A 12,749-nucleotide genomic window follows, 5' to 3' on the forward strand; every position below is an offset into this window, starting at 1 on the left:
CCCTTGCGGTTCGCATTCACCGATGTGGATGGGGACCGCAAGGGTGCTTTGCGTTCACGGCACTTGGCGTCGTCGCTGATATGCGCCTGTGCGCGGTATTGACGGCCTACGAGGCCACTTCTATGGTGACGCACGATTCATGGATCTGGCATGCGTTCAGGACCATGAACGCACCTAGAGGTTCACCGGAGCCCGACGGGTCGCCGTCTTCTGAATACCGAGGAGTCGTGATGTCCGCACTGGACTGGATCGTGGTCGGCGGCTACTTCTTCGTCATGCTGGCCATCGGTGTGTGGTCCAAGACCCGTGTCGAGAACGTCGCGGACTTCTTCACCGCCCGAGGCCGCGTCCCCTGGTGGCTCTCCGGCATCTCCCACCACATGTCGGGCTACAGCGCGATCATGTTCGTCACCTTCGCCGCCGTCGCGTACGACTACGGCGTCACGGTCTACTTCTGGTGGGCGCTGACCATCGGGCTCGGCATCGGCATCGGCGCGTTCCTCTTCGCGCCCCGCTGGAACCGGCTGCGGGCCAAGCACGGCGTCAACTCGCCGCTGGCGTATCTCGCCGTCCGCTACAACCTGCCCACGCAGCAGGTGCTCGCCTACAGCGGCGCTGCGCTGAAAGTCGTCGACATCGCTGCCAAGTGGGTCGCCATCGCGGTGCTGTTGCAGGGCTTCGCCGACATCCCGCTGGTCTGGGGCATCGGCCTGACCGGCATCTGCACCATGTTCTACGTGACCTTCGGCGGCCTGTGGGCCGATGTCCTCACCGACTTCGGGCAGTTCGTCATCCAGGCCGTGGCGGGATTCGCGATGCTCTTCGCCGTGCTGGCGCACCTCGGCGGTGTCTCGTCGCTGTGGACGATGTGGGGCGACCTTCCGGAGGGCCACGGCGACCCCGTCGCGGGCGACGTCACCACGGGCCTGCTGCTCGCGTTCCTGCTGGTGAAGACCTTCGAGTACAACGGCGGCATGTGGAACCTGGCGCAGCGGTACATGTCCGCGCCCAGCGGCTCCCGCGCCCGCAAGTCGGCACTGCTCTCCAGCGCGCTGTGGCTGGTCTGGCCGTTCATCCTCTTCGTGCCGATGATCGCCGCGCCGCTCATCGTGCCCGGCCTGGACAACGCCGAGGACTCCTACATCCGCCTCGCACAGGAACTGCTGCCCTCGGGCTTCATCGGGCTGCTGCTGGCCGGCTTCTTCTCGCACACCATGGCCATGGTCGCCTCCGACTCGAACGTCATCACGGCCGTCATCACCCGTGACCTCGCGCCCGTGCTCGTACCGCGGGTGAGGCGCATGACGCAGCGCGCACAGCTGCTCTTCGCCCGGGTCACGACCGTCGCCTTCGTGACGGCGAGCATGACGCTGGCGCTCTTCAGCGACCCGGACGGCTTCATCATGACCGTCGTCGTGAGCATCGTGGCGGCGACCATGGGACCGATCTCCATCCCCCTGATGCTGGGGCTGCTGCCCTGGTTCAAGCGGACGGGACCGCTGGCCGCGATCGTCTCGTGGGCGGGCGGGCTCGCGGTGTGGTCGTACCTCTACTGGGGCGTCGGCGACGCCTCGGAGGCCGCGACGGTCGGCTTCCCCGTGCTCACCTCGCTGGTGCTGTACGTAGGCATCGGCCTGCTGCGGCCTGAGGCGGACGAAGGGCGTGACGCCCTCGTCGACTCGCTCGGCAGCGACCCGACGGACGAGGAACGGCTCGCGCTGGAGCGCGAGTTCCTCGCCGACCCCGACAAGGGCGGTGAGCCGGAGACGACAACGGCGTCGCGGTAGGGCCAACCACGCCGCGTGCGCCCGGAGTTCGGGCGCGCGGCCGAAGAGGGTCCCGGCACCCGGGGACGCAACGGGTGCCGGGAGCCTCGGGGCCGGCGCCGCCGTCAGCCACTTGAAGCACTCGTCAGCCGCCGCCCCCGGGGCACGATGCCGCCCTCCCTGTGCAGGGTGTCGAAGGCGAGCGTCGACTTGCCCGAACCTGAGAGGCCGGTCAGGACGACGAGCGAGTTCTTGGGGACTTCCGGCGAGGCGTTCTTGAGGTTGTGCAGTCGCGCACCGCTGATGCGGATCGCATCGTCCGGGCGACGATGCGGGTTGCCGGGGGAGGGCGGTACGGCACGGGTCGGCGGCCGTTTCTCCGTGGCTTCTTCCGCGACATCCATACCTTCAAGTCTTCCATTGAAGTGCTGTGTGGAGGCTTTTTACGGAGGGTCGTACGGAACTGCCATGTCAACGACGGGAGATGGGAGCGTAAGCTTCAAGTTCCTGTCGAAGGTGCGGGTCGAGCGGAAGGCGGGATGGCGGGGCGATGAGCGGTGTCGAGCGAAGGCTCCGGCCCGTCGATCTCGCGCGGGCCGTGGGCGTCTCGGCGCAGCAGATCCGCAACTACGAGGCGGCCGGCATCCTTCCGCCCGCGTCGCGGACGGACTCGGGGTATCGCGAGTTCACACCGCGGCACCGTCAGGCGCTGCTCACCTACCGTGCGCTGGCGCGCGGTCACGGTCCTCACACCGCCCAGGCCGTGATGCTGGCCGTGCACGACGGCGACCTCTCCCTCGCTCTCTCCCTCGTCGACGAAAGCCACGCCCTGCTGCACGAGCAGCGCCGCTCGCTGCGCGACACCGCCCGTGCGCTCGAGGCCATCGCCGCTGGGGACTCGGAGACCCACGGGGCGCCGAGCCCGGACATGCGGATCGGGGAGGCGGCAGCCCATATCGGCGTACGGCCCTCGGCCCTGCGGGTGTGGGAGGACGCCGGACTGCTGACTCCGCGGCGTGACCCCGCGACCGGCTACCGCCGCTACGGCGCACCGGAGATCAGGGACGCACGGCTCGTCGACACCTTGCGGCGGAGCCGCTACCCGCTGCCGCGCATCGTCTCCGTGCTCGGGGAGCTGCGCCGCACCGGCAGTACGGACGCGCTGCGCGCGGCGGTGGCGCAACGCAAAGAGGAACTGGACCGGCTGGCGCGCGCCATGCTCGAAGGGTCGAGCCTGCTGCACGGCTACCTCAGCGAGATGGACTGAGGCCGCCGAGCGGCCCGGCTGCGGTTCCGGCCGGGTGTCTCCGGGCCAGGTGGGACAGCGCCGCAGGCGACGGAGGCGCCGGCTCAGTCCCTGTGCTGAACGATGTTGAAGACGTTGCCGTCGGGAGCCCGGACGAAGAACCGGCGTACGCCCCAGGGTTCGGTGGTCAGCGGGTGCACGATCTCGTATCCGAGCTGCCGGGCCTCATCCAGCGCGGCCTCGACGTCGTCCACCTTGACCGAGACCACCGGGTCCTCCGGGGCGGTCGCGTCGCGGGTGAGGACTTGCACGTGGGCGCCCGTGTCCGGGGAGGTGTAGCGGGCCACCCATCCCATGTCGAACTCCTCGACGCTCAGCCCGAGGTAGTCCGTGTAGAAGCTCTTGGCCGAAGCGATGTCGGCCACGCGAAGGTCGGCGATCACGCCTGTGACACGCACCCGGTCCTCCTCTCCGAAGGCAGATCGGCTCCGAAAGCAGATCGGCCCGAGCATTCTGTCAGGAAAGCGACCATGACCACCGAACTTCGGCGTCGCCTCGTCGGCGGGCGCAAGGCGATCCGGGCGGTACGCCCGTATCGACGAGCCGCTGTTCCGGTCGGGACCGCTGTTCCGGTCGGGACCGCTGTTCCGGTCGGGACCGATGATGCGCGGTCGGGACCGCCTAGTGCCGCACGTCGCCGTACCCGTCGATCTCCCGCGGATCGCGCGAACCCGGCCCCACGTACCGGGCCGAGGGCCGCACCAGCCGCCCCGTGCGCTTCTGCTCGAGGATGTGGGCCGCCCAGCCGCCCGTGCGCGCACAGGTGAACATCGACGTGAACATGCTGGCGGGCACCTCGGCGAAGTCCAGGACGATCGCGGCCCAGAACTCGACGTTCGTGGCCAGCACCCGGTCGGGACGGCGGTTGTGCAGTTCCGTCAGCGCCGCACGCTCGAGCGCCTCCGCCACCTCGAAGCGCGGCGCGCCCAGTTCCTTGGCGGTGCGCCGCAGCACACGCGCACGGGGGTCCTCCGCCCGGTAGACGCGGTGCCCGAAGCCCATCAGCCGCTCGCCGCGGTCGAGTTGACGCTTCACGTACGCGTCCGCGTCGCCCGTACGCTCGATCTCCTCGATCATGCCGAGCACACGCGAGGGCGCACCGCCGTGCAGCGGTCCCGACATCGCGCCCACCGCGCCGGAGAGCGCCGCCGAGACGTCGGCGCCGGTCGAGGCGATGACTCGCGCGGTGAACGTGGAGGCGTTCATGCCGTGTTCGGCGGCCGAGGTCCAGTAGGCGTCGACGGCCTGGACGTGCTTCGGGTCGGGCTCGCCGCGCCAGCGCCGCATGAAGCGCTCCACGACCGTCTCCGCCTTGTCGATCTCCTGCTGCGGCACCATCGGCACGCCGGGCCCGCGCGCCGACTGCGCCACGTACGACAGCGCCATCACCGCTGCGCGCGCCAGGTCCTCACGTGCCTGCCGCTCGTCTATGTCGAGCAGCGGCTTGAGGCCCCAGACCGGGGCGAGCATCGCCAGCGCCGACTGGACGTCGACGCGGATGTCGCCGGAGTGCACGGGGATGGGGAACGGCTCGGCCGGCGGCAGCCCGGGGTTGAAGCTTCCGTCGACCAGGAGCCCCCACACGTTCCCGAACGAGACGTGTCCCACCAGGTCTTCGATGTCCACGCCGCGGTAGCGCAGAGCGCCGCCCTCCTTGTCGGGTTCGGCGATCTCCGTCTCGAACGCGACGACTCCTTCGAGCCCGGGTACGAACTCGGACATCAGGCGGCTCCTCATGAGTTGCCGGCGCGAGACCGCCAAGGAGGCGACCGGGCCGGCCGGTGTTCGGACGGGTTGGGGGTCCCCCAGGCCGTAGGCCGAGGGGGAGCGACGGTTCCACCGCCGGTGAACGGCTGGCGGACCACGACGTCGTCACTCCAGGACCTGCCCCGTGCGGAGGGTGCTCACCCGCCTGCCGGGACGGTCGTGACGGTGCGCGGGCTCCCCCTGGGACGCAGGCCGCGGTGACCCGGCAGACGATTCTGGGGCCTGCCCGGCGTCGGCGGACATCCGGGGAGCGGGTGAGATCAGGCACACGCCCGCGGCTGCCGATCATGTTGCAAGATGAACGCGTGCCCGACGCTGACGAAGACGCCGCCCGCAAGATGCCCTTGACCGTCCTCGATCCCGCCGCGATGCGCGCCCGGTACCGCGCTCAGGGACTCGCGGAGACGGACCTCGAGCCCGATCCGTACGGTCAGTTCGCCCGCTGGTTCGGCGACGCCGCGGCGAGCGGGCTGCACGAGCCGAACGCGATGATCGTCTCGACCGCCGACGCGGACGGACGGCCCAGCTCCCGCACCGTCCTGATGAAGCAGTACGACGAGCGAGGCTTCGTCTTCTTCACCAACTACGGCTCCCGCAAGGGCCGCGAGCTCGAGGCGAACCCTCACGCCTCGCTCCTCTTCCCCTGGCACTCCATCGCCCGGCAGGTCATCGTCTCCGGCACCGCCGAGCGCATCGGACGGGACGAGACCGCCGCCTACTTCCGTACCCGCCCGCACGGATCGCAGTTGGGCGCGTGGGCGAGCGAACAGTCCTCCACGGTGGCGTCCAGGGCGGAACTCGACCGCATGTACGCGGAGCTCGCCGAGCGCTATCCGGAGGGCGAGGACGTGCCGGCGCCGCCCGGCTGGGGCGGCTTCCGGGTGAGCGCGGAATCCGTCGAGTTCTGGCAGGGCCGGGAGAACCGGCTCCACGACCGGCTCCGCTACGTCCGTACCGAGGGCGGCGCGTCCGCCGCGGCGGGCTGGAGGATCGAGCGGCTCTGCCCCTGAGACGCCTGGAGCGCACGGCGGGCGAAGGCCCGGGAACGCAGACGACCCGTGGGCTGCTCCGCTCGCCGGAGGCGAACGGCGCCGGTCGGACGAGTCCGACGAGCCCACGGGCCGGGTGACTGCATTGAGATTGGCCGGCGATACCGGCGTCACACTGTGGCGTCGGCTCTAGGCCGCAGCCACCTCACGCGTCCGGGTAAGCATCATTTACCGGATCACCTCCTTTCTCGTGTACCCAGCACGCTAGGCAGCGCGAGCGGGCACCCGCAAGCGATTTCGGGGCGGCAACGATTTCGCCGAACATCGTGTGCGCTGCGTCACGTTCGAGTTGAATGATCCGTGCGCGCAGCGGCAAGCGGAAGTCAATCGGCGCGTTCAGCTGGGGGTGCTTAGGTGTCCGCTCGATCCAGGACCCACGCTGCCTCGTCGTCCGACGGTGACGACAGGCAGGGGCCCGACGACGAATTGCTGCTCGCCGCGCTGCTCGACGGCATGGACGCGGCGCTGTGCGCCTTCGACGCCGACGGTGTGGTCACCCACTGGAACCGCGAAGCCGAACGCCTCCTGGGCTGGACCCCGGAGGAGGCCGTCGGACGGCAGGGCCTGGCGGGCTGGGCGCTGCGCGAGGCCGACGCGGACCAGGTCCAGGCGCGCCTTTTCGCCGCGATGCACACTCCTGGACGTCAGGTGCACGAGTTCGCGCTGCTGACGAAGGACGGCCGGCGGCTTCTCGTGCGTACGCAGGCGTCAGGCGTCGCCGCGGCCGACGGCAGCCCCATGGGCGTCTACTGCGCCTTCAGCGAGGTGCACGCGCAGATCGACCTGGAGCGCTCCATCGCGCTGAGCGAATGCCTCTTCGAGGACGCGACATGGGGCGTGGTCCTCGTCGACGCCGATCTTCGCCCCGCCGTGGTGAACGTCTCCGCGGCGAGCGCCTTCCGTGTCTCCCGGGCGACGATGCTCGGACGTCCCCTGGGTGAACTCATCGACCAGGGCGTCGAGGAGCTGGAGGGCGCTCTCCAGCACGTGCTTGCCGACGGGCCGCCCGTCGCCCCCGCGGAGATCTGGGTGACGCTGCGCTCCGCGCGGCGCACGGAGGAGTCCCAGGGCGCGGCCGTCGGAGAGGGGAGCGGGACGCGCAGGTGCTGGCGCAGCGGATTCCTCCGGCTGTCCTCTCCCCTGGCGGAGGCGCCGGTGCCGCTGGGTGTGGCCTGGCTCTTCCAGGACGTGACGGAGTCCAAGCGCCTGGAGCAGGAGGCGGACCGGCTGCGTTTCCGCGACAGCCAGCTGCACCGTGCGGCCCGTGCGGCCTCCGAGTGCGAGAAGCCGATGGAAGCGGCCGGCGTCCACCTGGACTTCGCGCTCGCCGGCTTCGCCGACCACGCCCTGCTCGACCTTGTCCTTTCGGGCGAGGACGCCGACGGCGGCGAGGGCCACGGCCTCGACGCCGACGGTCAGGGCGGCACCCCGCACCTGGTGCGTGTCGCGGCCACTCCCGCCGCCGGCCCGGGACCGGGGCCGTCGCTCCAGCAGGCGTTCGTGAGCGGGCCGGGCGGCCCGGGCATGCCCGGCGCCATCCCCGTCAGCTACGCGGAGGGACATCCCGCGCACCAGGCCTACGCCCGCTGCGGTTCGGTGCGGGCGAGCGTCGGCGGGGTCGCGGCCACGGGAGCGGCCGGCAGCAGCGTCATCGAGGGCTGGGCGGCGGCCCGCAAGTGGCCGGAGGGCACGGTCCACGGGCTGTGCACGGTGCTGCGCAGCCGGGGCCGGACGCTCGGTGTGGTCACATTCCTGCGCGGCGCGAGCCGCCGTTCCTTCGACCGCTCGGACGCCGCGTACGCGGAGGACATCGCCGTTCGCATCGCGGCGGCGGTCGACATGGCGCAGCTGACGCGTCCGGTCGCCGGCTCACAGACGTAGGCGTTCCGGGCCCCTTGCCTCCGGGCCGGCTCGTGGGCCGGAGGTCACGGAGGCGGCGTCAGCTGTAGAAGATGCGGTCCGCGTAGCGCTCCATGACGGTGTCGTTCCACGCGAGCCCGCCGTCGACGTTTCCGGAGCGCAGCAGCGGCGGTTCGATGCCGCGGGAGACGAGTTCGCCCGCGGCGGTGGCGACCACGGCCTGCATCAGCGCGCTGGTGACGACGGTGGAGGCCGGGGCGAAGGGCGCGGGGACCCCGTCGGTCGTCAACTCGGCGTCGCCGACGGCGATCCGGCTGTCGAGGACGATGTCGCAGTGGTCCTTGAGGAAGGTCCCGCTCGAGTGCCGCGAGGTCGTCCCGTGCGCGTAGGCGACGGATGTCACGCCGACGACCTTGATGCCGAGGCTGCGTGCGTGCGACGCCATCTCCACCGGCAGTGTGTTGCGGCCCGAGAGGGAGATCACGAACAACAGGTCGCCGGCGCGTGCCGGGCCGGTGTCGAGAACGGCGGACGCGAGCCCCTCCACGCGCTCCAGGGCGCTGCCGAGCGTGGCAGGGCGCACATCGACACCGACTGCGCCCGGTACCGGGAGGAGATTCATCACGGCGAGGCCGCCTGCGCGGTAGACGACGTCCTGGGCCGGGAGCGAGGAGTGGCCGGCGCCGAAAGCGAAGACGCGGCCGCCTTCCTCGACGGTGCGGGCCACCAGCGTCCCGGCGGCGGCGATGTCCTCCCCGGCGGCGTCCCTGACCTGCTGGAGCAGTGATATCGCGGCGTCGAAGAAGCCGTTCGCCAGCGTGTGGTCGCTCATCCCGCAGGTCCCCCAGGGTCTCGTCGTGCCCGTCCTCGCAGCTCCGGCCGCCGGGTCACCGGGCTCCTCGTACGTGCCCTCGGACCTGGCCGCGATCACGGTAGAGGTCTGGACCAGTGCTCTGTCAAGAGAGCAGCCCGTCCTGGGAGGGACGGTTGTCCGTGCGATGCGTCAGAATTGGAGGCAGGGCCAGGGATGCAGGTTCAGGGCCACGGATGCACGACTGACCGAGGGGCACGCATGTCCGGACTGATCGACACCACGGAGATGTATCTCCGCACCATTCTGGAGCTGGAGGAGGAAGGCGTCGTCCCCATGCGTGCCCGCATCGCCGAGCGCCTCGATCAGAGCGGGCCGACGGTGAGCCAGACCGTGGCGCGCATGGAGCGGGACGGGCTGGTGAAGGTCGCGGGGGACCGGCATCTGGAGCTGACCAGCGAGGGCCGCCGCCTCGCCACGCGCGTGATGCGCAAGCACAGGCTGGCCGAGTGCCTGCTGGTCGACGTGATCGGTCTCGAGTGGGAGCAGGTGCACGCGGAGGCGTGCCGCTGGGAGCACGTGATGAGCGAGGCGGTCGAGCGCCGCGTCCTCGAACTGCTGCGCCACCCCACGGAGTCGCCGTACGGGAATCCCATCCCGGGCCTCGAGGAGCTGGGCGAGGAGGCGGAGGCCGAATCCTTCCTCGACGAGGGGATGGTCAGCCTCACGGACCTGGACGCGGGCGTCGACGCGAAGACCGTCGTCGTGCGCCGCATCGGCGAGCCGATCCAGATGGACTCGCAGCTGATGTACACGCTGCGGCGCGCGGGCGTCCAACCCGGCGCGGTAGTGAGCGTGAACGCCGGTGCGACGGGCGGCGTGCAGATCGGCAGCAGCGGCGAGGCGGCCGAGCTGGACTCGGACATCGCGGCACACGTGTTCGTCGCGCGGCGCTGACCTCCGGGCGGACCACCACCGCCTCATGGGGCGCAGGCCTCACCGAGGCGGTGTTGTGGTGCTCGGCATTTCCTGATTTTCTGACGCTCAGTCAGCAGGTCATCGCATCTGCGCCCGGCAAGTGCGCCCGGACCCAAAGCGGAACATCTTCCCAAAGAGCCCTGCCGGTACGAAAGTTACGGTAAACCGAGTGCCCGGCCATGCGGCGTGCGACGCTGTGGCTACGTATGTACGGGCGGAGGGAGGCGTCGATGGATCGCGCCGAGCGGGCCGGCGGAACGGCAAGCGCGAGACGGCGCAGACCGGAGCGGTCCTGCACAGCCGGAACCCCGTGCGACGCATCCGGTCCCGAAGTGCCGTACGGCGTCCCGTCCTTCAGGCCCCCGTTCCGTACCCGGGCCGGAGATCCCCGACCACTCTCACGTCATGACAAGGGCCCCGGCGCTTTCCGCGGCCGGGGCCCCGCCTCCCCTTGTTCCCCAGAGACGACCCAGAGCCCCGAGCTCCCAGGGTCGACCCTCCTCCCGCTAGCTGTCTTTCCACGCCCCAGGCGATCAACCCTTGCGCACAGTCACTCGAAAGTAGGGGTTTCCACCGGACTGCGGCGCGTTCGAATAGAAGTTCGATAGCGTGGGGGAGCGGTCAGAAGGAATGGGGGTGCCGGAGCGGATGGTGCGACGGCTCGACGTGACTGGTTCGAAGGGAATCCGGCTCGCAGCCTGGGAGTTCTCCGACATGCCCAAGTGCGGTCCGGAAGCGGAACCCGGCGCCGGCGCCCCGGGAGACAAACCGTTAGACCGTTCGAAGGGCGTGCTGCTGCTGCACGGCCTGATGGGCCGGGCGGTGCACTGGGCCGACACCGGCCGGTGGCTGTCCGGCCGGTACCGCGCCGTGGGCCTGGACCAGCGCGGCCACGGCCGCAGCGACAAGCCCGTCCGCGGTGAGGGCCAATTCCCTTACGGCCGCGAGGAGTTCGTCGCAGACGCCGAGGCCGCGATCGAACAGCTCGACATGGGCCCCGTCGCGGTCATCGGCCACTCCATGGGCGCCCTGACCGCCTGGCAGCTCGCCGCGAAGCGGCCCGACCTCGTACACGCGCTGATCATCTGTGACATGAAGGCGTCGGCGCTGGGGGAGCACTCGCAGCGCGAGTGGGAGGAATGGTTCAAGTCCTGGCCCGTGCCGTTCGCGACGCTCGCCGATGTCCGCAGATGGTTCGGCGAGGAGGACCCCAAGCTGGAGCGTCCGCAGCCGTCCAGGGGCGACTTCTTCGCCGAGGTGATGACGGAGAAGGACGACGGCTGGTGGCCCGTCTTCTCCCGGCGGCAGATGCTCGAGGTGCGGGAGGCGTGGGTGCACGACGCGCACTGGGACGAACTGGCGCGCGTGGTCTGCCCGACTCTCGTCGTCCGGGGCATCGACGGTGAACTCGGCCGCGCCGAGGCACAGGAGATGGTCCGCGTGCTGCCCCGCGGCATCTACGCGGAGGTGCCGGACGCGGGTCACCTCATGCATCTCGACCAGCCCGCCGACTGGCGCCGCGTCGTGGAACCGTTTCTTCAGGCGGTGCTCCCCGCCGACGGCTGAGCGGGATGTCCTCGGTCGTGCCGCCGGCAGGGATTCTGCCGCCGCGACCGGCCGGATCCTCAGCACCAGGGCGCATGGGGGCACTGCGGGGGGCGCACGCGCAATCATCCGGGCGTGACGGGTAATTGCACACTGCGCTGTGGTGTCCGGTCGGTGGTGCATCGCCTGAGACACGGGCATATGTCCTGGGCAGTGGTCATCCAATGTCGTCCTGAGGGGGATACATGACCGCCCGGCCTCTGGTCGCTCGGCAGCCCAACGAGAAGCTGCAGGCACTCATCCAGGAAGCCAACTGTTCCAACGCGGGGCTCGCACGGCGGGTCAACCTGTGCGGGATGGAGCACGGACTGGATCTGCGCTACGACAAGACCTCGGTGGCGCGCTGGCTGCGCGGTCAGCGGCCACGCGGGCGCACTCCGGCCGTGATCTCGGAGGCTCTGGGCCGCAAGCTGGGGCGCACGGTCACCCTCGAAGAGATCGGGATGTCCGACGGCCGGAACCAGGCCTCCGCCGTGGGCCTGCACTTCGCGCCGACCGTTGCGGGAGCCGTCGAGGAGGCATGTGAGTTGTGGCGCAGCGACGTCGGCGGGCGCGGTCTCCTCGGCGGCGCGACCGTCACCTCGTCGGCGCTCGTCGAGCCCAGCCGGGACTGGCTGATCACCCCTCCTGACGAGCAGGTCGCGCGCAGCGCGGGCGCTCGCGTGGGGGACTCGGACGTGGCCGCCGTGCACGCGACCACGAACTCGCTCTCCCAGCTGGACCACCGCTTCGGCGGCGGCCATGTGCGTCCCGTCGTCGTGCACTACCTCAACAGCGTCGTCTCCGGGCTGCTCGCGGGCTCGTACAAGGAGGCGGTGGGCCGTGCGCTGTTCGCCGCCGCCGCGCGGCTCACCGAACTCGCCGGCTACATGGCCGTCGACACGGGCCGGACGGGCGTGGCCCAGCGGCACTTCATCCAGGCACTGCGGCTGGCGCAGGCCGCCGGAGACCGTGCGTACGGCGGATACGTCCTGGCTGCGAGCATGAGCCATCTGACGGCCTTCCTCGGAGATCCGCGCGAGGCCGCCCAGTTGGCGCGCGCGGCACGGGAGGGGGCCCGCGGGCACGCGACGCCGCGCACCGAGTCGATGTTCTGCGCGGCCGAAGCGCGCGCGCACGCGCAGCTGGGGGACGTACGGGCCTGCCAGGAGGCGCTCGGCAGGGCGCAGTCGGCGATGGAGCGTGCGGACTCCGGCGATCCCGAGGGCGAGCCGGTGTGGATCTCCCACTTCGACCGCGCCTACCTCGCCGACGAGTTGGCCCACTGCCACCGTGATCTCCAGCGGCCGGGCGACGCGGCCGAGAAGGCCCGCGAGTCGCTCGAGGGCCACCCCGAGACCCGCGTGCGGCGACGGGCGATCGGCACCTTCCTTCTGGCATCGGCGAAGCTGCAGAAACGTGAGCTTGAACACGCATGCCATACCGGTACAAAAGCGCTGGAAATCCTCTCAACTCTCCGCTCGGGGCGCGGTGTCGAGTACCTGGACGACTTCCGGCGCCGACTTGCGCCGTTTGTGAAGGAGCCGGTCGTGCGAGATTTCACCGCACGGCTGGAGGGCGCGCCGGTCGGCTAAGTCCGCCTATCCGGCGGTTTGTTCCATATCCGA

The 12,749-nt window shown here is 70.6% G+C and carries 11 protein-coding genes; 7 read left to right on the forward strand and 4 right to left on the reverse strand.

Annotated features, from left to right (window positions below; translation table 11 throughout):
- Positions 1 to 230: 230 nt before the first annotated feature.
- On the forward strand, positions 231 to 1,787 hold the full coding sequence (locus G4Z16_RS19575) for a sodium:solute symporter family protein (RefSeq protein ID WP_197352026.1): 1,557 nt from the start codon (positions 231 to 233) through the stop codon (positions 1,785 to 1,787).
- Between the two features lie 104 nt (positions 1,788 to 1,891).
- Here G4Z16_RS19575 and G4Z16_RS19580 read toward each other — a convergent pair whose 3' ends face one another.
- A complete protein-coding gene (locus tag G4Z16_RS19580; protein WP_197355073.1) occupies positions 1,892 to 2,170 on the reverse strand; it encodes a hypothetical protein in 279 nt (92 codons plus the stop codon).
- Between the two features lie 146 nt (positions 2,171 to 2,316).
- Here G4Z16_RS19580 and G4Z16_RS19585 point away from each other — a divergent pair, with 146 nt between their 5' ends.
- Positions 2,317 to 3,033 (forward strand): MerR family DNA-binding transcriptional regulator, encoded by a 717-nt coding sequence (locus tag G4Z16_RS19585; protein ID WP_197352027.1) that lies wholly within the window; start codon positions 2,317 to 2,319, stop codon positions 3,031 to 3,033.
- Positions 3,034 to 3,116: 83 nt separating this feature from the next.
- On the opposite strand, the gene G4Z16_RS19590 is transcribed toward G4Z16_RS19585, so the two are convergent.
- Positions 3,117 to 3,470 carry a VOC family protein gene (locus G4Z16_RS19590; RefSeq protein WP_246530952.1) on the reverse strand — a complete coding sequence of 118 codons (354 nt, stop codon included), beginning with the start codon at positions 3,468 to 3,470 and terminating at the stop codon, positions 3,117 to 3,119.
- Positions 3,471 to 3,693: 223 nt separating this feature from the next.
- Positions 3,694 to 4,794, reverse strand: coding sequence for a citrate synthase 2 (locus G4Z16_RS19595; protein WP_197352029.1), 1,101 nt, complete (start codon positions 4,792 to 4,794; stop codon positions 3,694 to 3,696).
- A 383-nt stretch (positions 4,795 to 5,177) separates the two neighbouring features.
- On the opposite strand from G4Z16_RS19595, the gene pdxH reads away from it, so the two are divergent.
- Both pdxH and G4Z16_RS19605 read left to right on the forward strand, forming a co-directional pair.
- Positions 5,178 to 5,849, forward strand: a complete 672-nt coding sequence (pdxH, locus tag G4Z16_RS19600) for a pyridoxamine 5'-phosphate oxidase (protein ID WP_246531327.1) — start codon at positions 5,178 to 5,180, stop codon at positions 5,847 to 5,849.
- A 393-nt stretch (positions 5,850 to 6,242) separates the two neighbouring features.
- Positions 6,243 to 7,769: a PAS domain-containing protein gene (locus G4Z16_RS19605; protein ID WP_197352031.1), complete on the forward strand. Its 1,527-nt coding sequence runs from the start codon at positions 6,243 to 6,245 to the stop codon at positions 7,767 to 7,769.
- A 58-nt stretch (positions 7,770 to 7,827) separates the two neighbouring features.
- Here the strand turns inward: G4Z16_RS19605 and G4Z16_RS19610 are convergent, their stop codons facing one another.
- Positions 7,828 to 8,580 carry an SIS domain-containing protein gene (locus G4Z16_RS19610; protein WP_197352032.1) on the reverse strand — a complete coding sequence of 251 codons (753 nt, stop codon included), beginning with the start codon at positions 8,578 to 8,580 and terminating at the stop codon, positions 7,828 to 7,830.
- A gap of 240 nt (positions 8,581 to 8,820) precedes the next feature.
- Here G4Z16_RS19610 and G4Z16_RS19615 point away from each other — a divergent pair, with 240 nt between their 5' ends.
- From G4Z16_RS19615 to G4Z16_RS19625, 3 genes are all read left to right on the forward strand, one after another.
- On the forward strand, positions 8,821 to 9,516 hold the full coding sequence (locus G4Z16_RS19615) for an iron-dependent transcriptional repressor DtxR (RefSeq protein WP_197352033.1): 696 nt from the start codon (positions 8,821 to 8,823) through the stop codon (positions 9,514 to 9,516).
- Between the two features lie 669 nt (positions 9,517 to 10,185).
- Positions 10,186 to 11,103, forward strand: a complete 918-nt coding sequence (locus tag G4Z16_RS19620) for an alpha/beta fold hydrolase (RefSeq protein ID WP_197354763.1) — start codon at positions 10,186 to 10,188, stop codon at positions 11,101 to 11,103.
- A gap of 224 nt (positions 11,104 to 11,327) precedes the next feature.
- Positions 11,328 to 12,716: an NsdA family TPR-like regulatory protein gene (locus tag G4Z16_RS19625; RefSeq protein WP_197352034.1), complete on the forward strand. Its 1,389-nt coding sequence runs from the start codon at positions 11,328 to 11,330 to the stop codon at positions 12,714 to 12,716.
- Positions 12,717 to 12,749: the final 33 nt, after the last annotated feature.

The organism is Streptomyces bathyalis (genome assembly GCF_015910445.1).
Lineage (GTDB): Bacteria > Actinomycetota > Actinomycetes > Streptomycetales > Streptomycetaceae > Streptomyces > Streptomyces bathyalis.

What these genes read in the sequence shown, in the direction of transcription:
- G4Z16_RS19610 (WP_197352032.1), bottom strand. Translation starts at nt 8,580, where the DNA reads ATGAGCGACCACACGCTGGCGAACGGCTTCTTCGACGCCGCGATATCA.
- G4Z16_RS19615 (WP_197352033.1), top strand. Translation starts at nt 8,821, where the DNA reads ATGTCCGGACTGATCGACACCACGGAGATGTATCTCCGCACCATTCTG.
- G4Z16_RS19585 (WP_197352027.1), top strand. Translation starts at nt 2,317, where the DNA reads ATGAGCGGTGTCGAGCGAAGGCTCCGGCCCGTCGATCTCGCGCGGGCC.
- pdxH (WP_246531327.1), top strand. Translation starts at nt 5,178, where the DNA reads ATGCCCTTGACCGTCCTCGATCCCGCCGCGATGCGCGCCCGGTACCGC.
- G4Z16_RS19625 (WP_197352034.1), top strand. Translation starts at nt 11,328, where the DNA reads ATGACCGCCCGGCCTCTGGTCGCTCGGCAGCCCAACGAGAAGCTGCAG.
- G4Z16_RS19595 (WP_197352029.1), bottom strand. Translation starts at nt 4,794, where the DNA reads ATGTCCGAGTTCGTACCCGGGCTCGAAGGAGTCGTCGCGTTCGAGACG.
- G4Z16_RS19580 (WP_197355073.1), bottom strand. Translation starts at nt 2,170, where the DNA reads ATGGATGTCGCGGAAGAAGCCACGGAGAAACGGCCGCCGACCCGTGCC.
- G4Z16_RS19575 (WP_197352026.1), top strand. Translation starts at nt 231, where the DNA reads ATGTCCGCACTGGACTGGATCGTGGTCGGCGGCTACTTCTTCGTCATG.
- G4Z16_RS19620 (WP_197354763.1), top strand. Translation starts at nt 10,186, where the DNA reads ATGGTGCGACGGCTCGACGTGACTGGTTCGAAGGGAATCCGGCTCGCA.